This is a genomic window from Verrucosispora sp. NA02020 (assembly GCF_013364215.1).
Lineage (GTDB): Bacteria > Actinomycetota > Actinomycetes > Mycobacteriales > Micromonosporaceae > Micromonospora.
Genome location: NZ_CP054923.1, coordinates 2,159,554 through 2,181,144, shown reverse-complemented (window position 1 = coordinate 2,181,144; position 21,591 = coordinate 2,159,554). Strand labels below are relative to the sequence as shown.

Here is a 21,591-nt window from a genome sequence, read left to right as displayed (position 1 = left end):
GGCGGTGGGTGGTCGGTCAGTCGAAGCTGCCCACGTGGGTGGCGGGAGTGGACTGGTCGCTGGTGCTGCCGCCGGACGGGGTACTCATCCCGCCGGTGGTGGCGTCGCCGGTGGTGGTCGGTGCCACCTTGCCCCGGTGCCGCTCCGGCTGGCGGGCCACCCGTCGGGCGCTGGCCGGTCCGGCCGTACCGCCCGTCGTGGTGAGCGCGCCCTGACCCCGGGTGGGGCCGCCGTCGCGCAGCACGGTGGGGTCGATCGGCACGTGCGCCGGATCGTCCCGGTCGTCGCGCTGGATCTCACTCTCCACATCGGTGGGCGGCACGGTCACCTCGTCCACGGCACCCTCGCCGTACACGCCGCCGGCGATCCGCTCCTCGGCCCGGCGGGCGGCGTCCTGTCGCATGTCGTCCTCACGCACGATCCATCACCTCGCAGAAGCGTCGGTCCTGATGGCGTGCCCGGTGACCGGCCCGACAAACCCGCACCACCGGTCCACCGGGCCCGCGCGCCGGCATCCGGTCGCGCAACCACCGGCCGCGCGTGGTGCGGAGAGCGATGGTGGTCCGGGCACGGTCGGAACGGGACATCGGGCCCGTTCGGGTGGGCATTCGCCGGGCCGGGCAGGTATCCCCACGCCGGACGGATTCGGCCGGGTCGCCGGGGGTTACTGCCTCCCGGCGGCGGGGTAGACGGCGGGTGCCCCCGCCAGGTGCGCGAACCGTGCCGTGGCCGACACGCGGTAGCGGGGCGAGGGCCGCAGGTGACGACTCATCACATCCTGAGGAGGACAGATGAGCACGCAGGCTGCATCGACCAGGCCGATGAACCGTCCGGCGCAGGACGCCCAGAACCGGCAGGCCATGCAAGAGGCCGCCACCCGCCCGATGCCGATGATGCACGACGGGCACCGGGAGGAGATGCCGTCTCCGGGTACGGAGACCAAGCAGTCGTTCCTGACGACCGAGTTCTGGATCTACGCGGCAGCCGTCACCCTCGTGGTGATCTCTGCCTTCTGGCGCGGGACCACCGCGAACGGCCTGAACCTGAACAACCCCGGCCAGGCGTGGTTCTTCATCACGCTGCTGACCATCGGTTACCTGGGTAGCCGTGGCCTGGCCAAGGCCGGTAGCCAGCGGCGTTCGGCCGCGGAGCGCAAGCAGCGCGGGCGGCGCTGACCCCTTGCGTGCGGTGGCCCTCCGGGAGTCTTCCCGGAGGGCCACCGTCCTGTCTCGCCGCGCCCCGCCGAGCGGGGTGCGGCGTCGTGCTCAGAACTCCTCGAAGCCCCCGAAGTCACCGCCGCCGTCGAAGTCACCGCCGAAGTCGCCGGCCGCCTCGGTGACCTCTTCCTCGGCACCGTCGAAGGCGTTGCCGATCATGTGACCGGCGAGCATGCCGCCCGCCGCGCCGAGCGCCGCACCGGCGACCACACCGCCCATGCCGACCCCGCCCCGCCGCTGCGGCTGGCCGTACTTGTTCGGGGCGCCGTAGCCCTGCGGCCCGTACCCCGGCTGGCCGTAACCCTGCGGGCCGTAGCCGGGGGCACCGTAGCCGGGGGCGCCGTAGCCCTGCGGGCCGAACCCCTGGGCGCGCAGTGCACCGAAACGCCCGATCGTCTCCTGGATCCAGCCGTCGACCGTCTCCACCCAGTCGGACCGCTCGGCGTCGGAGTGGGCCACCTGGTACCGGCCGAACACGTCCTGGCCGGGCGCGAGGAATCCGCCCCGCTTGTCGCATTCGAGCACCACGTCCACGCCGTGCGGGTTGGCCACGAACGTCACTTCGAGCTCGTTGACGGTCTGCGCGTACTGCGGCGCGGCGAAGAACTCGATCTCCTGGTAGAACGGCAGCGTCTGGCGTACGCCCTGGATCCTGCCGCGCTCCAGGTCGGCCTTCTTGAAACGGAAGCCGAGCTGGAGGAACGCCTCCAGGATCCGCTCCTGCACCGGCAGCGGGTGCACGTTGATCTCGTCCAGGTCGCCCTTGTCGACCGCGCGGGCGATCGCCAGCTCGGTACGCAGACCCATCGTCATGCCGTGCAGCCGCTGGCCGTACAGCCCGGTGATGGGGGTCTCCCACGGCACCGGAAGCTGGAACGGGATGGACAGCGCCTGCTTCGCGGCGAGTTGGAGCGGACCGCTGACCACCTGCCGGTGGAACTCCATCACCCCGGCCTGCTCGCCGACCTCGACCCGGGTGACCAGGCCGATGACGATCTGCTCGATGTTCGCCGCCGCCTCCCCGCCGAGCAGGTTGACCTGACCGTCGAGGGCCAACCCGGGCCTGGTGTTCGGGTTGGCCAGGACGGTGTCCACACTCGGACCGCCCACGCCCAACGCGCTCAACATCTTCTTGAAGACCATTCAGTTCTCCTGCGGGGTCTGGTGCCCGGGCTCCCTTTAGGAACGGACGCTGACGGCGGCACCGTATCGGGCGGCCCTGAAAGGTCGCTGGGAAGCCGGACGCGGAAGCTGTCGGTCCGGCCCACAGGTGCGGTGCCGGTCTGCCGTCGCGGGTAGGTGTCCCCTCGGCCCCCTTTGCTCTGCTTCAACCGACGCAACGGTTCGGACGCCACATCGGTGCGTGGGGTGAAGCAGAGCAAAGGCGGCGTGGTGGACTACCGGCAGCGCGACCCGGGTGGCCGGGCCCGCGTCGAGCCCGGCCACCGTCAGGGGTGCGGTCGTCAGCTCGCGGTGCAGGTCACCGCAGGGGCCGGGTTGCTTCCGCTCCAACTGCCGAGGAAGCCGAAGCTGGTGCTGGCACCGGCGCCGAGCTGGCCGTTGTAGGAGACGTTGCGAGCGGTCACGGTGGTACCGCTGCTGGTGACCGTGGCATTCCAGGACTGGCTCACCGACTGGCCACCGGCGAGGGTCCAGCGCACCGTCCAGCCCGTGATGGCGCTGCTGCCGGCGGTCACCCGGACGTCGCCCTGGAAGCCGCCCTGCCACTGCCCGGTGATCGAGTACGTCGCCGTGCAGCCGCCACCCGGCGGCGGGGTCGTCGGCGGAGGCGTCGTGGGCGGCGGGGTCGTCGGCGGAGGCGTGGTGGGCGGAGGCGTGGTGGGCGGAGGCGTGGTGGGCGGAGGCGTGGTGGGCGGAGGCGTGGTCGGCGGCGGGGTACCGCCGAAGACACTGGCCTCCCGGGCGGTCTGCCGGATGCCGTTGGTGCCGTTGAACAGGCGCTGGCCCCAACTGGTCAACTGGTTGGGGTTGAACGAGGTGGCCATGTCGAGGTACTCCACGCCACCGCTGTTGCCGCTCCACGACCAGCCCAGCCAGCCGATGCCGTTGGCCTGCGTGTAGGAGAGGATGGCGTCCTCGTCGGGGTCGCCGTCGGAGTGGTAGTGGCCGAACTCGCCGACCACGATCGGCAGGCCCCGGCTGCGGAATCGGCCCAGGTAGTCGCTGATCTCGGCGGCGGTGTCGAAGACGCCGTACATGTGGACCGAGAAGACGGTGTTGCGGGCCGGGTCGGCGTTGAACACCGTCGGCGCGTTGTCCCGCATGGTGAAGGACCAGTCCTGGCCCCAGTTCGGGGCATCCACCATGATCGTGTGCGCGATGCCGGCGGTACGCAGCCGCCGGATCGCGTTCGACGTGTCGGTGGCCCAGGACGAGTAGTTCTGGTTGCCGTACGGCTCGTTGCCGATGTTGACGATCACGTACCGTTCCTGGCCGTTGAGCGCGCCGGCGATGCTCAGCCAGTAGTCGACCGCCTGGTCGAGGGTGGCGGCACCGCTCTGCTCGCCGTAGCCGGTGGTGTCGTGCACCTCCAGCACGCAGATCAGCCGGTTGGTCTTGCAGAGCTGGATCACGTTCGACACGTCGTCGGCGCTGTTGCGGGTCCACCGGTCACCGCTGGAGAGCACCACCCGGACGGTGTTCGCGCCGAGCGCCTTGATGTTCGCGAACGAACTGGTCTGGTTCGCGTACCAGGTGTGCGCGTGGTTGACGCCGCGCATGACGAACTCGTTGCCGTTGGCGTCGTACAGCTTGCCGCCGCTGACGGTGAAGCCGGTGGCGGCGTGCGCCGACGGGCCGAAGGCGAACACTGCGGCGACGGTCGCCAGCAGCACGGCGCCGACGGCCCCGAAAAGTCTTCTCATCGATTCCTCGCAGGAGTTCTCTCCCCCGTGCCCAGGAGGGAGTGCGGTGAGTGGCAGATGCGGCGGCTGTAGCCCGGCAGCCGCGCGGCGAGAGGCCCGGCGAGGCAGGCATCAGCGTAGGCCGATGAAGCCTCGGAAGCAACCGGTTCAGTAACTCGGCCGACGGGCGGCGACCCGTGGTGACCCATGAGAAGCCGGGCCACCACGGGCGGACCATCCCCACCACAGGATGGGCTCCCGGCCTGCATCTGAACCGGTTCAGATAACCGTAGGCAGCCGCCGAAGAGCGCGTCAAGCGTCGATGAGGATTGACCCAACCGGGCCCGGGTATCCGCAAACGGACCGCCGGGTAGCGAAGGAGACAGCATGGTCAGCATCGGATACACGTTGATGTGCGAACAGGCAGGCCCGAAGCAACTCGTCGACCACGCGGTACGGGCCGAGGCAGCCGGCTTCGACCAGCTCGTCATGTCCGACCACTACTACCCCTGGCTGGAGTCGCAGGGCCACTCGCCGTACGCCTGGTCGGTGCTGGGCGCGGTCGCCCACGCCACCTCCCGCGCGGAGCTGATGTCGTTCGTGACCTGCCCGATCCGGCGGTACCACCCGGCCGTGGTGGCACAGAAGGCCGCCACCGTCGGACTCCTCTCCGACGGGCGGTTCACCCTCGGCCTCGGCGCCGGGGAGAACCTCAACGAGCACGTGGTGGGCGCCTGGCCGCACGTGCAGCAGCGGCACGAGATGTTCGAGGAGGCGTTGCAGATCATCCGGCCGCTGCTCAACGGCGAGACGCTGACCTTCTCCGGCAACCACTACGACGTGCCCGACGCGTACCTGTGGGACCGACCCGACACGCCGGTGCCGATGGCGGTGGCCGCGTCCGGACGGCAGTCCGCCACCCTGGCCGCCGAGTACGCCGACGGCATGATCGCCACCGAGCCGGAAGCGCACCTGGTGGAGATGTACGAGGAGGCCGGTGGCGCCGGACAACCCCGCTACGGCCAGGTGGCCATCTGCTACGGCCCGGACGAGTCCGAGTGCCGCAAGATCGCGCACGACCAGTTCCGCTGGTTCGGGCTCGGCTGGAAGGTCAACGCCGAACTGCCCGACGCCGACGCCTTCGAGGCCGCCTCGCAGTCCGTACGCGAAGAGGACGTGGCCGCCGGCATCTCCTGCGGTCCGGACGTGGACACGCACGTGGCCGCGTTCAAGAAGTTCGTCGACGCCGGCTTCACGCACGTGGCGCTGGTGCAGGTCGGCGGCGACCACCAACCGATGTTCCTCGACTGGGCGCAGGAGCAGTTGCTGCCCCGGCTGCGCGAACTGTGACCGGCAGGAGGTGATTCAGCGATGCGTATCGGCAACACGGAGATCCGACCGGCCGGCGGCGGCCTCGGCTGCCTTCTGATGATCCTCTTCTCGATCGTCGCCTCGATCGTGCTGACCGTCCTGCTGAACCTGGTGCTCTGACCACCCGCTGCTGCTGCTGTGTGTGTAAGGAGGGGTCCCCTGCTAACGCCTCGTGTATAGGAAGGGACCCCTCCTAACATCCGGGCGCCGCCGAGGGCATGATCGCGCGGGCGTTGCCGGCTCGCCTGCGCGCCGCCGAGGGCAGGATCGCGCGGCGTTGCCGGTCCGCCTGCGCGGTCAGCGGCGCAGGCCGAGGCCGACGAGGACCTCGCGGGTGGCCTGGCCGATCGGGTCCAGGACGCCACGACGCAGCCAGTCGACCGTCGCATGCCAGACCGCACCGACGGCTCGGCAGACGGGCAGCAGCAGGTGCGTCCACACCCACAGCCCGGCCCGGAACACCGGGCGCACCGTCCACACCCCACACCACCAGAGGATGCGCCCCGCCGTCCGCCAGGCCCAGACCACCACCGCAGCGAGCAGCCCGGCTACCACCGCGAGCCATCGGCCCAGCAGTCGGGCGGGCGGAGTGAACACCCGCACGGTCCACACCAGCGGCACCCACACCAGGTAGTAGGACGGCACCAGCACGACGACCCGTACCAGCCAGCCCACCGCCCGGCCGCACCAGCGCAGCATCCGGGCCAGTCCCTGACCGCACCAGCGCAGCGGCGGCCACAGTACGCCGTGCCAGAACTCGACCAGACGACGCCACATCCAGCTCGACGGGGTCCACACCAGGGTGTGCCAGAGCCATCCGAGGGCCCGCAGCGTCCAGAGCAGCGGAATCCAGACCAGGTGGCGCAGCAGCCAGTGGATCGGACGCCATACACACCGGTCGAGGAACCACAGGGTCGGCGTGACCAGCCACCGGTGCAGCAGCCCGCCGACGGCGACCAGCAACTCCCAGGCCAGCCGGAACGGCAACACCACCACCAGCGCGACGGCCCGTGCGGCAACCCTTCCCGGTGAGGACACCACCGACCTGGTGTCGGCCTCACGATCGCGCGGTGACGAGTCGATCACGGCCACACCGTATCCGCTTCCCGCCAACCAGCCCGACGCCGTAGCCGCTGGCCATCTCGGCGCCGTAGCCCAGCGCTACGCACTCCCGGATCCCGCCCGCGTCCACCGGCGATGACCAAGAAGCTTGTGCCTTCGTACGACCTCTCCGTGACCAAAACTCCTTGATCACCGCAGGCGAGGGCGGGCGAGAGCCGGGGGCGTGGGACGTGGGACGTCGTGTGTGCGGGTGCCTCCGCACTGCACCGGAACAGGTAGGGGTGTGCCGGACGTGGGGACCACTACGGAGATGGGGCAGGGCAGGAGCCAGGTGGGCACAGGCGAGCGGGGCTGGACGAGGCGACGCGGCGCTACGTGGGTGGGGTGAGGGTGAAGGTGGCCTGTATGGGGTGGTGGTCGGAGGCCCGGTGGGTGTCGGGGGTGCGGATGACCTGGACGTCGACCAGGTGGGCGGCCAGGGCGGGGGTGGCCAGCAGGTAGTCCAGGCGCATCTCGGCGAACTCCGGCGTGTGTCCGTAGCCGGTGGGCACGGTCGGGCCGGCGGTGGCGGCCAGGTCGACCAGACCGCTGGCGAGCAGGCGGGCCACCGCCCGGGTGTCCACGGTCCGTCCGTCGCGGCGCAGGTGCCGACGGCGGTACGCGGGTGCCAGCCGGGCCAGACTCCTGGCGTGATCAGCGCGATCGACTGCATCGGCACGGTCGGCGCGATCAACACCATCGGCGTGGTCGGCGTACGGGGCGAGGGTGTTCAGGTCTCCGGCGAGCAGGGCGAGGTCGGCGCGGGACCGGCGTAGCGCGGCGGCCGCCCAGCCGGCCTCGACCAGGCGGCGGCCACCACGGTACGGATAGAAGTGGGTGCTGAGGACGGCGAGCGGCCCGGCGTCGGTGGACAGTGTGACGCGCTGTGCCGCGTGGTGGAACGGTCGACGGACCGGCCCGGTCGCCGTGGTCGGCCAGCGCGGGTGCACGAGTAACGCGACCGGCTGGCCGAAGGGCGACCGGGCCAGGTGGGGCGTCAGGCCGGCGTCCGACGCGAAGCGGGCCACGTCGAGGCCGCGCAGTTCCTGGAGGGCGAGGACGTCCGGGCGGTGTGCGGCGACGACCCGGGCCAGCAGGGTGCGCCGGTCCGGGCCGTGCCGGTCCTGTCCGCCGTTGCGGATGTTCCAGGTCATCATCCGCAACACGGTCGCCTCAGCCCGGCTGGCCGGCCTTGGCCAGCTCGTCGTCGAGGGTGTCCACGTCCTCGGACTCGATCTCCGGCTGGTTGCCGGACCGTACGTCCTCGTTGGGGCGAATCACCCAGTAGAGCAGCCCGATCCAGAGCCCGGTCAGCATGATCGCGCCCATGAAGTCGGTCGGGTGGTGCATGCCCCGGTACATCCGGGACACTGCCACACCGACCGGCATGATCACCGCCGCCGCTACGAAGAGCCAACGCCACCACCGGTCGGTACGCGGGAAGACCACCACGGCGATCGCCACCCAGAGGCAGAGTGTGGCCGCGATGTGGCCGGACGGGAAGGAGGACGTCGGCATCGGGCCGTCCAGGTTCTCCACCGGCGGGCGCGGCCGGTCCACGGCGGCGGCGGAGGCGAGGAAGAGCGTCAGCTCGCCGAACATGGTCAGCGCCACGAAGAGCACCGGCCGCCAGCGTCGCCAGATCGCCAGCACCAGCGGGCAGAAGACCATCGAGATGAGCAGGATGGCGTGGGTGTCGCCGACCTTGCTCCACACCCAGCTCAGGTCGTCCAGGAACGGGGTGCCCCGGTCGGCGAACCACTGCGGCACGGTCTCGTCGAGCCGGGCCAGGAAGGTGCCGTCGGCGTGGTAGCTGACGAGCATGCCGAAGCCGTAGAGGGCGCCGAAGACCAGCACCCAGCCGACCACGATCTCGGCGACGCCGGCACGGGCGTGCGGCAGCAGCTTCTCCTCCTCCGGTGCCAGGGCCACCTCGTGTGCCGCCTCGGGCTCCAGGCCGTCGGTCAGTGGGACGGCCGGGCGGCCGCGTTCCAACCGCCACAGCCGGAAGGCGTACGCGGTGACGCCGAGCCAGGCCGCGCCGAGGAGCCAGGCGCCGAGCACGTCGGAGAGGAAGTGCACGCCGAGCGCGACCCGGGTGAATCCGATCAGGACCACGACGGTGGCGGCCAGGGCGATCGCCGGCTTGCGCCAGCGGGGCGCCATGGCCGGCAGGAAGACCAGCAGCAGCGCGCCGTAGGCGACCATCGACCCGAGGGCGTGTCCGCTGGGGAAGCTCTGCCCGGCGTACGTGCCGATGGGCACGTCCACCTCGGGGCGCAGCCGGTCGACGAGCGTCTTGAGCGACGGGTCGAGGATCAGCGCGCCCGCCCCGGTGACGATCAGGAAGACCGCGAGCCGACCCTGCTTGCGGATCAGCAGCCCGACCACGGCCACCGTGACCAGCCAGACGATCACCGGTCGACCGCCGAGGTCGGTGATGGCGGTGAGCACCGTCACCAGCGGACCGATGGGTGAGATCCGCTCGTTGAGCCAGACCGCCACGCCGTGGTCCACGTCGTATAGCGGGGTCCACTGCACCCGGACCAGCACCAGGAGCAGCCCGAAACCGACCCCGGCGCCGAGGACGAGCAGCAGCCCGGCGAGGGTACGTTCGGTGAAGTGACCGAGTGGTCGTCGCAGTACGTCCCGGACCGCGCCCACGGCAGCCTCCTTCGCCAGGGGCGTCGACCGACGGCGACGCCTTCTGGCGTGGCGCTGTACCCGCGTCGATGGGTGCGTACACCCGCCCGGGTGGAGAAGGACGTTCCGGCCCGGACGGCGGGCGTCTAGAGCGCGGTCATCTCGCCGGTGTCGTGCAGACCCGCACGTGGGGCGTTCGGCTTCCACAGGTCCGGCTTGGCGGGCTCGGACACACCGATGCGGACCGCCTCCAGTTGGGCGGCGAAGGCCAGCCCGCCGAAGAGCGCCATGCCGGTGAGGTTGGCCCAGAGCAACAACGCCATCATGCCGGTCAGCGCGCCGTACGTCTGGCCGAAGTCCTCACTGAACCGCACGTAGCCGGCGAGCAGCAGGCTGGCCAGCCACCAGAGCGCGGTGGCGATGCCGGCGCCGAAGAGCAGCCAGGACAGGCCGGGTTGACGGCGACGTGGGGCGTACCGGAACAGCACCGCGACGGCCAGCACGGTCAGCGCGAGGCTGAGCGGCCAGCGCACCACGTCCCAGAGGATGGCGGCCCACTCGCCCCAGGCGTAGCGGCGTTCCACCGAGTCGCCCATCGGGCCGCCGCCGACGAGGATGAGGAACCCGGTCAGCGCCGGTATGCCGGCGACGACGGCGAGCACCGCGGCGCGCAGGTACTTCCGCAGGGCGGGGCGGTCTCGCTCGACGCCGTAGATCCGGTTGGCGCCCCGCTCGATCTGCGCCATCGTGCTGGTCAGCGCGACCAGCCCGGTGCCGAGGCCGAGGGCCAGCGCCACCTCGCCGATGTCCTCGACGCGTTCGCCGCCCGCGCCCTCGCCGAGCAGATCGGCGACGACCGCCTCGCTGGCGCCGGGGGTGAGCGCGAGGACGGTGTCGGCCACCACCTCGCCGCCCTCGGCCGCCCCCAGCTCCGAGATGAGCCCGGTCAGCGCGATCAGGAACGGCACCACGGCCAGGCAGAGCTGGAAGGCGAAGGCGCGGGCGTGGCTGAACCCGTCGCCGTAGCGGAACCGGACGAAGGCGTCGTGCAGCAGGTGCCAGCCGCCCTCGCGGCGCAGCGTCTGCCAGGCGTGGTCGGCGCAGAGCTGCTCGTCGGCCATCAGCCGGGTCTCCGGCACCATCTTGGTGCTACTCACCCCGGCCCTCCTCGATGAGCCGCTCACCCCGCTCGGCGGCGCCGGACGCGTCCTCGGCCAGGTCGGGTGTGCTCTCCGGCTGCGGTACGCACAGCCACAGGGCCCGTCGACGGATCTGCACGCTCAGCTCGTGGCCGGGCTCGATCAGGTCGCCGTCCAGTTCGCGCGGCTGGGGGCGGTTGCTGGTGATGGTCACCCGGCGGGCCCGGAAGACCTCCATCCGGGGCACCCGGTCGCGGCGGCGTACCACCGCCCAGCCGAGCCTGATCCAGTGTCGCAACCGGTGCGGGGTGAGCACGGCGACGTCGAGGTAGCCGTCGTCGGGTTCGGCCTCGGTGAGCAGGCGTACGCCGCCCTGGAGCCGACCGACGTTGGCGACCAGCACCGAGCGGGCGCGGCGGCGCAGCGGCGGCTGGTCGTCCAGCGAGATCGACACCCGCATCGGGCGGTCGCGCAGGTGCCGGGCGGCGCCCACGACGTACGCCGGCCAGCCGATCCGCCGTTTCGTCGTCTCGTTGGTGGCGGCGAGCATCTGGGCGTCGAAGCCCATGCCGGCCATCACCGCGAAGTGCTGCCCGTCGACCTCGCCGACGTCGAGCAGACGCCGTCCGCGCTCGACGGCCACCTCGATCCCGGCGGCCAGGTCGGTGGAGAGTCCCAGGTTGGCGGCGAGCAGGTTCCCGGTGCCCTGGGGAAGGACGGCGAGGGCCACCTCGGTGCCGACCAGCGCGCTGACGCAGGCCATCACGGTGCCGTCGCCGCCGCAGGCGAAGACCACGTCGACGCCCTCGGCCAGGGCCTGCTCGGTCTGGCCGCGCCCGGGGTCGTCGACGGTGGTCTCCAGCCACAGCGGCTCGGGCCAGCCGGCGGCGGCGAGCGCGTCGACGACCGTGCGGCGGAACGTGTCGAGATCCTCCACCTTGACCGGGTTGACCACGACCGCACTGCGCAGGGCCTGTCCGTCTCGTCCAGCTTCCACGGCGTCAGTGTGCGGCACGGTAGGCGGTTCGGCGACCCGACGCCGGGTGACCAGGTTCACCCACCCGACAGGTGTGACGCCGACCCGTGGCGTGGCGGCTCAGGCGGCGGCCCGCAGCGCGGTCTCCACCCGGCGGCGTACGTCGGCCAGGTCCACCCCGGCCTCGGTGAGCACCAGCGCGGCCAGCCCGTTGCCCTCGCGGAGCAGCCCCAGCAGGAGGTGCTCGGTGCCGATGTGCCGGTGCCGCAGCCGCATCGCCTCGCGCAGGGAGAGCTCCAGCACCTTCCTGGCGCGGGCGGAGAACGGCCCGCCCGGGTGCCGCCGGAGCCGACCCCAGCGGCGACGCGGTGCCGGCACGGCCTCACGCAACGCGTCCGGGCCGAAGGACTCCTCGATCCGGGCCACGATCGCGGCCAGGTCGATGCCGATCTCCCGCAGCGCGGCGGCGTCGGCCTCGGCGAGCCCGTCGTCGCCCCGGACGGTGTGGCGGCGTACCCGCTCCCGCAGGTCGTCACCGGTGACCCCGACGTCGCGGAGCACCCGGACGGCCAGCGCGTCGCCGTCGGCGAGGATGCCGAGCAGCAGGTGCTCGGTGCCGACGGGTCCTCGCCCCTCGGCCCGCGCCTCGTCGCGTGCGTGCCGCACCACGGTGCGGGCGCGGTCGGTGAACCGTTCGAACATCATGCCTCCCGGGAGGATCCGACCGCCGGTCGCCCGGCGTGCTTCTTGTGGACCGCCTGCCGGCTGACCTCGAGCGCCTCGGCGATCTCCTGCCAGGACCAGCCCTGTCGGCGGGCGTTGTCGACCTGGACCACCTCGAGCCGTTCGAGCAGCCGGCGCAGGGCGCGGACCGCGCGTAGCCCGACCCTGGGGTCGGTGCTGCCCGCTGCGGCCGCGAGTTCCGTCGCCTGACTCATGGCGTCAACTTACATTGACAAGCCCGAGCCTGTCAATCCCGGTTGACACCCGGCGTCGGTCCGCGCCACCCGCCAGCGCGGTCGTGCTCCGGGTGGGATCGGCGTCCTGAGCAGGGCGGCCGTCGGGCGATCACGCCCCGGGGCCGCACCGGCGCGACTAGCCTCAACAGCAGGCCGAACGCAGCTGCGGGGGTGATGGCGGATGGCCCTAGGCAGCGGGACGACGCCGGTGCTGGTCGGCGTCGGTCCGGACGGCGCGCTGCCGGTGGCCCGTACCGCCGCGCGGGTGGCCGCCGCCCACGGCCGTGCGCTGCACCTGATGCACGCGTTCAACTGGGCCGCGATGGAGGCGCCCGCGGTCACCGCGTCCCGCTCGCACGCCGAGGAACTACTCGCCGAGGCCACCGTGGCGGCCAACCAGAGCGAGCCGGACGTCCCGGTCACCGCCGAGATCATCGAGGGTTCGGCGGTGGCGACGCTGGTCCGCAAGTCCGAGACGGCGTTCCTGGTGGCCGTCGGGGACGGCGGCATGGCCCACTGCGACCGCTGCATCCCGGCCGACAGTCCCGCCGTCCAGGTGGCCGCCCGCGCCGACTGCCCGGTGCTGGTCGCCCGCCAGGAACCCCCGCCGACCGGGCCGGTCCTGGTCGGTGTGGACGGCTCGGCGTCCGCCGAGATCGCCCTGGCCTGGGCGTACGCCTGCGCCAGCCGGCACCGTTCGCACCTGCTGGTGGTCTGGGTGGTCGAGTCCGACGCGGCGGTGGGTGAGGCCGCCGACCGGCTCGCCGCGCTCGTGGCCCGACACGGTGCCGGGCAGCGCGGCGTCATGGTGGAGTGCCGGGTCGTCCGGGGCGAACCGGGTGACGTCCTGGTCGAACAGTCGCGCGCCGCGCAGTTGGTGGTGGTCGCCGCGCGCGGTGACGAACCGTGGCGCGGCATGCTCGGCGCGGTCAGCCAGTCGCTGCTCTACCACGCCCCGGCCCCGGTGCTGGTGGTCCGGGGCGTCTCCGGGCCGCCCGCCGACGACGGGCCAGGACACCCGGCCGGGCGGGACCAACGGCCCTGATCCACGCCCGCCGATCCCGGAAAGCTGGAGGCAGGAAACCCGCGCTGCGGATGCAGAATCCACCGACCCGCGAGAGGCTCAAGCAGTATGGACACGGCCGTGGACATCCCGAGCACCCTGACCGACGAGGAACTGCGCCGCCTCGACGCCTACTGGCGGGCCGCGAACTATCTCAGCGTCGGGCAGATCTACCTGCTCGACAATCCCCTGCTCCGCGAACCGCTGACGGCGGAGCACGTCAAGCCCCGGCTGTTGGGGCACTGGGGCACCTCGCCCGGCCTGAACCTGATCTACGCCCACCTGAACCGGGTGATCGTCGACCGGGACCTGTCGGCCCTCTTCGTCACCGGCCCCGGTCACGGCGGTCCGGCGATCGTCGCGAACACCTGGCTGGAGGGCACCTGGAGCGAGCGGTATCCGGGCGTCGGCCGCGACGAGGCCGGCATGGCCCGGCTGTTCCGCCAGTTCTCCTTCCCCGGCGGCATCCCCAGCCATGTGGCGGCGGAGGTGCCGGGCTCGATCCACGAGGGCGGCGAGCTGGGGTACGCGCTCAGCCACGCCTACGGTGCCGCGTTCGACAACCCCGACCTGCTGGTGGCCTGTGTCATCGGGGACGGCGAGGCGGAGACCGGCCCGTTGGCCGGGAGCTGGCTGTCGACCGTGTTCCTCAACCCCGCCCGGGACGGCGCGGTGCTGCCCGTCCTGCACCTCAACGGCTACAAGATCGCCAACCCGACGGTGCTGGACCGGATCCCCGAGTCCGACCTGCTCGCCATGATGCGCGGCTTCGGCTACCAGCCGTACGTGGTGGCCGGTGACGAACCCGCCGCCGTGCACGAGGCACTCGCCGCCACTCTGGACCGGGCGCTGGACGAGATCGCCGAGATCCAGCGTCGGGCCCGGTCCGGAGCCACCACCGAGCGTCCGCGCTGGCCGATGATCGTGCTGCGTACGCCGAAGGGCTGGACCGGTCCGCGCGAGGTCGACGGCAAGCAGGTCGAGGGCACGTACCACGCCCACCAGGTGCCCCTGTCGAACGTCCGCAGCAACCCGGAGCACCTGGCCGAGTTGGAGCGCTGGCTGCGCAGCTACCGCCCGGAGGAGCTGTTCGACGCCACCGGCGCCCCGGTCCCGGAGCTGACCGCCCAGCCGCCCACCGGGGATCGGCGGATGAGCGCCAACCCGGTCGCCAACGGCGGGTCGGTGCTGCGTGACCTGGTCCTGCCGGACTTCCGCGACTACGCGGTGGACGTGCCACGTCCCGGTGCGACGGCCACCGGCGCCACCGGCGTACTGGGCCGGTGGATCCGGGACGTGATCGCCGCGAACCCGCAGACCTTCCGGCTGTTCGGGCCGGACGAGGTGGCCTCCAACCGGCTCCAGGCGGCCTTCGAGGTCACCGACCGGGCCTGGATGGGCGCCACGGTCCCCGGCGACGACCACCTCTCCCCCGACGGCCGGGTGATGGAGGTGCTCTCCGAGCATCTGTGCCAGGGCTGGCTGGAGGGCTATCTGCTGACCGGGCGGCACGGCGTCTTCACCAGCTACGAGGCGTTCATCCACATCGTCGACTCGATGGTGAACCAGCACGCGAAGTGGCTCAAGGTGACCCGGGACATCCCCTGGCGGATGCCGGTGGCATCGCTGAACTATCTGCTCTCCAGCCACGTCTGGCGGCAGGACCACAACGGCTTCTCGCACCAGGACCCGGGCTTCATCGACCACGTGATGAACAAGAAGGCCGAGGTCGTCCGGGTGTACCTGCCGCCGGACGCGAACACCCTGCTCTCCACCATGGACCACTGCCTGCGCAGCCGGCACTACGTCAACGTGGTGGTGGCCGGCAAGCAGCCCGCGCCGAACTGGCTGACCATGGACGAGGCCGTGCAGCACTGCCGGCGCGGGGTGGGCATCTGGGACTGGGCCGGCACCGACGGCGGCAGCGAGCCGGACGTGGTCCTCGCCTGCGCCGGTGACGTGCCCACCCTGGAGACCCTGGCGGCGGCGGACCTGCTGCGCCGGCACCTGCCCGACCTGAAGGTCCGGGTGATCAACGTGGTCGACCTGATGCGGCTCCAGCCGTCGAGCGAGCACCCGCACGGCCTGCCGGACAACGAGTTCGACACGCTGTTCACCCGCGACAAGCCGATCATCTTCGCTTACCACGGCTACCCGTGGCTGATCCACCGGCTCACCTACCGCCGCACCAACCACCGCAACCTGCACGTACGCGGGTACAAGGAGGAGGGCACCACCACCACGCCCTTCGACATGGTGATGCTCAACGACCTGGACCGGTTCCACCTCGTCATCGACGTGATCGACCGGGTGCCGGGGCTCGGCGACCGGGTGGCGTACCTGCGGCAGGAGATGGCCGACGCCCGCGACGCGGCCCGCGACCACACCCGCCGGTTCGGTGAGGACGACCCCCGGGTCGCCGAGTGGCGCTGGGTCCGCGAGACCGACCCCACCAACCCCTGAGAAGGAGACACCATGACCGGGAGTACGAACGGCGCGGAGATCGTGGTGGGCTACGACGGCTCGCCGGACGCGGCCGCGGCCCTGGACTGGGCGCTGGACCAGGCCCGCCGGTCCGGCCGACCGGTCCGGCTGGTGTACGTCTTCGAGTGGCTCACCGTGGCCGGCTGGGTCGGTCCCGGAGTCACGCCCGGCATGTGGCCCGACGAGCAGGCCCGTCAGCAGGTCGAGGAGTTGGTGGGCAAGGCCGCCGCGGACGCCGGTGCGGCCAACCCCGAGCTGACCGTGCACGGTGAGGTCCGCGACGGCCCGCCCGCCCTGGTGCTAGAGGAGAGTTCGGCGGAGGCCGACCTGGTGGTGCTGGGCGGCCGGGGACACGGCGGCTTCGCCGGCCTGCTCGCCGGATCCACGGCGGTCAGCGTCACCGCGCACGCGCACTGCCCGGTGGTGGTGGTTCGCCGCGACACCGCCGACGCCGCCCGGTCCGGGCACGTCACCGTCGGGGTGGACGGCTCCGAACCCTCGCTGGTGGCCCTCGGCTACGCCGTCGAGGAGGCCGCCCTGCGCAGGGTGCCGCTGCGGGTGCTGCGTTCCTGGCAGCCCAGGGGCGAGCAGGCGAACCTCACCGGAGAGCAGGCCCGGGACGCGGCCATGGCCGAGGACCGCGCGGAACTGGACGAGGCGGTGCGCCGCTGGCGGGAGACCTTCCCCGACGTCGAGGTGAGCGTCGAGACGGGCACCTCCGCACCGGCCGGGCTGCTGATCGAGTCCAGCCGCCGGTCGCAACTGGTGGTGGTCGGCACCCGGGGCCGGGGCGGCCTGCGCGGCATGCTGCTCGGCTCGGTCAGCCAGCAGCTCATCCAGCACGCGCACTGCCCGGTGGCGGTCGTCCGGGAACGCTGAGGCGATCCGCGCCGACCGGTGTCAGGCCGGTCGGCGCGGCCCGCCGCCCAGCGCCCGCAGGGCGTTGAGGATCACCAACACGTCGATGCCCTCCTGGAGGAACGCACCGGCCACCGGTGGCAGCTTCCCGGCCGCCGCGAACCCCATCGCGACGACCGCCAGGCCCATCCCCACCGTGGCACTCTGCACCGCGATCCGCCGGGCGCGACGCGCCACCTCCACCGCGTCGGCGAGCGGGTCGAGCCGGTCGACGCTCAGCACGGCGTCGGCGACGTCGGCGGAGGCGGTGGCCCCGGTGGCGCCCATCGCCACCCCGACGTGCGCCTCCGCCAGGGCGGGCGCGTCGTTGACACCGTCGCCGACCATCACGGTGACCGCCCGCCCCGCCTCGGCGCGGACCCGGGCCGCCTTCTCCGTCGGGGTGCACCGGGCCAGCACGTCGTCCACGCCGACGTCCCGCGCGACCCGGTGCGCCGTCTCCGGGCGGTCGCCGGTGACCATCACGATCCGGGTCATCCCGGCCTTCCGCAGCCGGTCCACCACCTGGCGGGCGTCCGGGCGTACCGGATCCTCCAGCACCACCGCGCCGAACGGCCCGGTCTCGTCGGACACCCAGACCACGCTGTGTCCGGCCTGTTCGGCGCGGGTCCGGACCGGCACCGCCCACGGCGGCGGGTCGGCGTCGAGCTGACCGACGCGGATCCGTCGTCCACCCACCCGCCCGCGCACTCCCCGGCCCGCCTCCTCGGTCACCTCCGTCGGCGCCACCAGCCGCATCCCGCGTCCCCGGGCATCATGGACCAGCGCCGCCGCCAACACGTGCGGGGAGAGTTGTTCCACCGAGGCGGCCGAACGCAGCATCTCGTCGGCGTCGCCGCCGGGGGCCACCACCAGGTCGGCCACCCTCGGTCGGCCCAGGGTGAGCGTGCCGGTCTTGTCGACCAGCAGGGTACGGGCGCGACCGAGCACCTCCAGCGAACCGCCGTCGCGCACCAGCATCCCCCGCCGGGCGACCCGGGACAGCCCGCTGACGATGGCGATCGGGGTGGCCAGCAGCAGCGGGCACGGGGTCGCCACCACCAGCACCGCCACCGCCCGCAGGAACTCACCGGACAGCAACCAGCCCAGACCGGCCACGACGAGGGTGAACGGCACGAAGGCGGCGGCGTAGCGGTCCGCCAGCCGCACCGTCGGCGCCTTGCGGGCGGTCGCCTCCTCGGCCAACCGGACGATCCCCGCGTACGTGCTGCGGGTGGCGCTCTCGGTGGCCCGCAGTCCGAAGCCCGCCCCGGCGTTGACCACCCCACTGGCCACCCGCTCGCCCGACGCCCGCTCGACCAGCCGGGACTCCCCGGTCACCACCGACTCGTCGAGGGTCGCCGCGGACTCCACGACACCATCGACGGCGACCACGTCACCGGGGCCGACCAGCAACCGGTCCCCGGCCGCCAGCCGGTCCACCGGCACCACCTCGACGCCGCCGTCGGCGGTACGCCGACGGGCGGTACGCGGGGCACGGGCGAGCAGGGAGCGCAGGTCACGGGTCGCCCGCCGGTGCGCGTACGCCTCCAGCGTCCGGCCGGTCGCCAACATCAGCGCGACCACCGCACCGGCCAGGTACTCGCCGACGACGAGCGCCCCGGCCAACGCGAGGACGGCGATCACGTCCACGCCGAAACGTCGCCGCCACAGCTCGCGCAGCATCGAGGCGGCCGCCGGCAGCAACGCGACGAGAGTGGCCGCCGCCCACAGCGCGTCAGCGACCCCGACCCGTCCCGCCAGTCGTGCCGCCGCTCCGGCCAGGACCAACGCGGTCAGTGCGGTCAGCGGCGCCCACAGCCACCACCACCGTGGTCCACCCGACGGCACGGGGCGCGGCGCCAGGCACTCGCGGGGACCGTGGTCCGGCGCGTTCGACGTCGGTTCCGCCATGCGCGGATCGTCGCAGGCACCGCGCCCCACCGTCGGGCACTCCGGCCAGATCCCGGGCCGAACTACCCCTCGGTGCCGGGACGTTGGGACCGTGCGTGCCCCCGGCGGATGTCGCATGATGGGCCAGACCCGGCCCACGGCCGCACCGAGGTGCGGCACGATGAGCAGAGACGAAAGGTCGTGACAATGAGCCACCAGACGCCGGCCACGCATCGCCCGCTGCCCACCGCGCTCGCGGAGGCCGCCACGATGGCCGGTCGGGCGCCCTCGGTGCACAACGCGCAGCCGTGGCGCTGGCGGGTCCTGCCCGACGCGCTGGAGCTGCGGATGGTCCACGACCCGCAGTTGGCGGCGACCGACCCGGACGGCGAGTTGGTCCGGTTGAGCTGCGGGGCGGCACTGCACCACGCCCGGTTGGCGCTGGCCGCCGAGGGGTGGACGGCGACCGTACGGCGGATGCCCGACCCGGCCGAGCCGGAGCTGCTCGCCCGGCTGACCGACCTGCGGCCCAGCGGGGCCGACCCGGACGCCATGCGGACCGTCCAGTGCATGCAGGTCAGGCACACCGACCGTCGACCGGTCAGCGACGAGCCGGTCGGCGACGAGCGACTGGACGCGGTCAGCACGGCCGCCCGCCAGGAGGGCGCCCGGTTGGAGATCCTCGATCGCGACCAGGTGCTGGAGTTGGCCGCCGCCGCCTCGCGCGCCGCCACCGTCGAGGCCGACGACTCCCGGCTGCGCGAGGAACTGGACTACTGGACCAGCCGGGCCGCCGGGACCGGGTTGACCTCCGAGGTGCTGCCCGAGCAGGCCCCGCAGACCACCGTGCCGGGCCGGGACTTCGGACGCCCGGGGACGCTGCCGGTGGGGCCGGGCCACGACCGGGCCGCGTCGTACGCGGTGCTCTACGGCGACGAGGACGAGCCGGTGGACTGGCTGCGCGCCGGTGAGGCGCTCTCCGCCGCCTGGCTGACCGCCACCCGGCTAAGTGTCTCGGTGGTGCCGCTGAGCGGGGTGGTCGAGGTGCCGGCGACCCGGCAGGTCCTGCGGGGGGTGCTGGCCGGGCTCGGCCACCCGTACCTCGTCCTGCGACTCGGCGTCGCGGACCCGGCGCACGCGGGTCCGCCGCACACGCAGCGACTGGATCGCGCGCAGGTGGTGGACACCTCGGCGGTGGAGGGAACAGCGGGATGAGCCGACGGCCGCCCGCCGGTTAGCATCGCCGGGTGACCGTCGGCGAACCCCACCCCCGGCACGAGCCGCCCTCCCTCGGCCTCAGCCCGCTCTCCCGCGTCCACCTGGACGAGCTGCTCCAGGAGATGCTCGACCGGGTCGGGGAGGTGATGACCAGCCGGGAACGGCTGCGGGCCCTGCTCGACGCGGTGGTCGGCATCGGCACCGACCTGGACCTGCGCAGCACGCTGCAACGGATCGTGCAGTCCGCCTGCGACCTGGCCGGCGCCCGGTACGGCGCGCTCGGCGTGATCGGCACCGACCGGACGCTGCACGACTTCATCACCCACGGCATCTCCCCCGAGCTGCACGCCACCATCGGTGATCTGCCGCACGGCCGGGGCGTGCTCGGCCTGCTGATCGACGATCCGAAGCCGCTGCGGATGCCGGACATCACCCAGCATCCGCGCTCCTACGGGTTCCCGCCGCACCACCCGCCGATGCACACCTTCCTCGGCGTGCCGGTCCGCATCCGCGACCAGGTCTTCGGCAACCTCTATCTGGCCGAGAAGCAGGGCGGCGCGCAGTTCACCGACGACGACGAGGAGATCGTCGTGGCCCTCGCCGCGGCGGCCGGGGTGGCGATCGAGAACGCCCGGTTGTACGCGCTGGCGCACCGGCGGGAACGCTGGCTCGCCGCCACCGCCGAGATCACCTCACTGTTGCTCGGCGAGGTCCGCCGCACCGACGCGCTGACGCTGGTGGCGCGACGGGCCCGCGAGGTCGCCGAGGCCGAGCTGGCCCTGGTGCTGCTCTACGACGACGAGGCCGACCACTTCACGGTCGAGGTGGTCGACGGTGCCGGCAGCCAGGCCCGCGCGCTGGTCGGCACCGTGCTGCCGGCGGCGGACACCAGTTTCGCCGGGCCGATCGCCGAGGGCCGGCACGACTCGGTGGACGACCTCGCCCACGCCGCTCCCTGGCCGGCGGTGCTGCACACCGGCCCGGCGGTGATCTCGCCGCTGGCCACCGCCGACACCCTGCACGGCGTCCTGGTGATCGCGCACGCCGTCGAGCACGGTGGCGCCACCGACGAGGACGTGGCGCTGCTCGGCAGCTTCGCCGGGCAGGCCGCGCTGGCCATGGAACGCGCACGCGGCCAGGAGGAACGCGAGCAGTTGGTGGTCCTGGAGGACCGCGAACGCATCGCCCGTGACCTGCACGACGTGGTCATCCAGCGGTTGTTCGCCACCGGCCTGCACCTGCAGAGCGCGGTGCCGCTGGCCACGCGGCCCGAGTTGACCAAACGCATCAACGCGGCGGTCGACGACCTGGACGCCACCATCTCCGACATCCGCCGCACCATCTTCGAGCTGCGCAGTCCGGTGAGCGCGGCGCTGCGCACCGAGATCCGCGAGGCGGTGGAGGTGGCGGCCGAGTCGTTGGGCTTCCGTCCCCGGCTGGAGCTGAACGGCCCGGTCGACAGCGCCGTCCCGGACGCGGTCCGCCCCGATCTCACCGCCGTGCTCCGCGAGGCCCTGTCCAACGCGGTACGCCACGCCGAGGCGTCGGCCGTGACGGTGTCGGTACGGGTCGACGGCGGTCGGGTGACCGTGCTCGTCACCGACGACGGGGTGGGATGCGACCCGGCCGCCGCCCGGGGCGGGCTGGTGAACCTGCGCGAGCGCGCGGAACGCCACGACGGCACCTTCGAGGTACGCCCGGCCCGTCCGCACGGCACCGAACTGCGCTGGTCGATCCCGCTGCGGGACTGACCGGCGGGTGCCCGC

At 72.7% G+C, this 21,591-nt stretch carries 18 protein-coding genes; 7 read left to right on the top strand and 11 right to left on the bottom strand.

Going from position 1 to position 21,591, the window contains the following annotated elements; all coding sequences use genetic code 11:
• Positions 1-16: 16 nt before the first annotated feature.
• Entirely contained in the window at positions 17-418 is a 402-nt protein-coding gene (locus HUT12_RS09550; protein ID WP_131051309.1) for a hypothetical protein, read from the bottom strand.
• A 373-nt stretch (positions 419-791) separates the two neighbouring features.
• On the opposite strand from HUT12_RS09550, the gene HUT12_RS09545 reads away from it, so the two are divergent.
• Complete coding sequence (locus tag HUT12_RS09545) at positions 792-1,175, top strand: hypothetical protein (RefSeq protein WP_131051311.1); 384 nt, start codon at positions 792-794, stop codon at positions 1,173-1,175.
• A 90-nt stretch (positions 1,176-1,265) separates the two neighbouring features.
• Here the strand turns inward: HUT12_RS09545 and HUT12_RS09540 are convergent, their stop codons facing one another.
• Together HUT12_RS09540 and HUT12_RS09535 are read right to left on the bottom strand one after the other, a co-directional pair.
• Positions 1,266-2,360, bottom strand: coding sequence for a sporulation protein (locus HUT12_RS09540; RefSeq protein WP_176093149.1), 1,095 nt, complete (start codon positions 2,358-2,360; stop codon positions 1,266-1,268).
• Positions 2,361-2,680: 320 nt separating this feature from the next.
• Positions 2,681-4,102 carry a cellulase family glycosylhydrolase gene (locus HUT12_RS09535; RefSeq protein ID WP_176093148.1) on the bottom strand — a complete coding sequence of 474 codons (1,422 nt, stop codon included), beginning with the start codon at positions 4,100-4,102 and terminating at the stop codon, positions 2,681-2,683.
• 366 nt (positions 4,103-4,468) lie between these two features.
• Here HUT12_RS09535 and HUT12_RS09530 point away from each other — a divergent pair, with 366 nt between their 5' ends.
• Complete coding sequence (locus HUT12_RS09530) at positions 4,469-5,431, top strand: TIGR03557 family F420-dependent LLM class oxidoreductase (protein ID WP_176093147.1); 963 nt, start codon at positions 4,469-4,471, stop codon at positions 5,429-5,431.
• A 318-nt stretch (positions 5,432-5,749) separates the two neighbouring features.
• Here the strand turns inward: HUT12_RS09530 and HUT12_RS09525 are convergent, their stop codons facing one another.
• The 7 genes from HUT12_RS09525 to HUT12_RS09495 all read right to left on the bottom strand — a co-directional run bounded on the left by HUT12_RS09525 (position 5,750) and on the right by HUT12_RS09495 (position 12,249).
• Positions 5,750-6,538: a hypothetical protein gene (locus HUT12_RS09525; protein ID WP_176093146.1), complete on the bottom strand. Its 789-nt coding sequence runs from the start codon at positions 6,536-6,538 to the stop codon at positions 5,750-5,752.
• A 347-nt stretch (positions 6,539-6,885) separates the two neighbouring features.
• Positions 6,886-7,710, bottom strand: a complete 825-nt coding sequence (locus tag HUT12_RS09520; RefSeq protein WP_303393479.1) for an endonuclease/exonuclease/phosphatase family protein — start codon at positions 7,708-7,710, stop codon at positions 6,886-6,888.
• 16 nt (positions 7,711-7,726) lie between these two features.
• Positions 7,727-9,217, bottom strand: coding sequence for a phosphatase PAP2 family protein (locus HUT12_RS09515; RefSeq protein ID WP_176093144.1), 1,491 nt, complete (start codon positions 9,215-9,217; stop codon positions 7,727-7,729).
• A 125-nt stretch (positions 9,218-9,342) separates the two neighbouring features.
• Positions 9,343-10,353 carry a YihY/virulence factor BrkB family protein gene (locus HUT12_RS09510; RefSeq protein ID WP_131051320.1) on the bottom strand — a complete coding sequence of 337 codons (1,011 nt, stop codon included), beginning with the start codon at positions 10,351-10,353 and terminating at the stop codon, positions 9,343-9,345.
• Positions 10,346-11,332, bottom strand: a complete 987-nt coding sequence (locus HUT12_RS09505; RefSeq protein WP_236145559.1) for a diacylglycerol kinase family protein — start codon at positions 11,330-11,332, stop codon at positions 10,346-10,348. The genes HUT12_RS09510 and HUT12_RS09505 overlap by 8 nt, the downstream gene beginning before the upstream one ends.
• A 99-nt stretch (positions 11,333-11,431) precedes the next feature.
• On the bottom strand, positions 11,432-12,016 hold the full coding sequence (locus HUT12_RS09500) for a Clp protease N-terminal domain-containing protein (RefSeq protein WP_254876759.1): 585 nt from the start codon (positions 12,014-12,016) through the stop codon (positions 11,432-11,434).
• On the bottom strand, positions 12,013-12,249 hold the full coding sequence (locus tag HUT12_RS09495; RefSeq protein WP_176093142.1) for an HTH domain-containing protein: 237 nt from the start codon (positions 12,247-12,249) through the stop codon (positions 12,013-12,015). The genes HUT12_RS09500 and HUT12_RS09495 overlap by 4 nt, the downstream gene beginning before the upstream one ends.
• Before the next feature lie 202 nt (positions 12,250-12,451).
• Here HUT12_RS09495 and HUT12_RS09490 point away from each other — a divergent pair, with 202 nt between their 5' ends.
• From HUT12_RS09490 to HUT12_RS09480, 3 genes are all read left to right on the top strand, one after another.
• Positions 12,452-13,315, top strand: coding sequence for a universal stress protein (locus HUT12_RS09490; RefSeq protein WP_176093141.1), 864 nt, complete (start codon positions 12,452-12,454; stop codon positions 13,313-13,315).
• Positions 13,316-13,402: 87 nt separating this feature from the next.
• Positions 13,403-15,796, top strand: a complete 2,394-nt coding sequence (locus HUT12_RS09485; RefSeq protein ID WP_176093140.1) for a phosphoketolase — start codon at positions 13,403-13,405, stop codon at positions 15,794-15,796.
• A 12-nt stretch (positions 15,797-15,808) separates the two neighbouring features.
• The gene (locus tag HUT12_RS09480; RefSeq protein WP_176093139.1) at positions 15,809-16,696 is read left to right on the top strand and encodes a universal stress protein; all 888 of its coding nucleotides are present in this window, start codon (positions 15,809-15,811) and stop codon (positions 16,694-16,696) included.
• A gap of 21 nt (positions 16,697-16,717) precedes the next feature.
• Here HUT12_RS09480 and HUT12_RS09475 read toward each other — a convergent pair whose 3' ends face one another.
• The gene (locus HUT12_RS09475; protein WP_176093138.1) at positions 16,718-18,628 is read right to left on the bottom strand and encodes a heavy metal translocating P-type ATPase; all 1,911 of its coding nucleotides are present in this window, start codon (positions 18,626-18,628) and stop codon (positions 16,718-16,720) included.
• A 108-nt stretch (positions 18,629-18,736) separates the two neighbouring features.
• Here HUT12_RS09475 and HUT12_RS09470 point away from each other — a divergent pair, with 108 nt between their 5' ends.
• Together HUT12_RS09470 and HUT12_RS09465 are read left to right on the top strand one after the other, a co-directional pair.
• Positions 18,737-19,822: a nitroreductase gene (locus HUT12_RS09470; protein WP_176093137.1), complete on the top strand. Its 1,086-nt coding sequence runs from the start codon at positions 18,737-18,739 to the stop codon at positions 19,820-19,822.
• A gap of 125 nt (positions 19,823-19,947) precedes the next feature.
• A complete protein-coding gene (locus HUT12_RS09465) occupies positions 19,948-21,576 on the top strand; it encodes a GAF domain-containing sensor histidine kinase (protein WP_236145563.1) in 1,629 nt (542 codons plus the stop codon).
• Positions 21,577-21,591 lie beyond the last annotated feature (15 nt).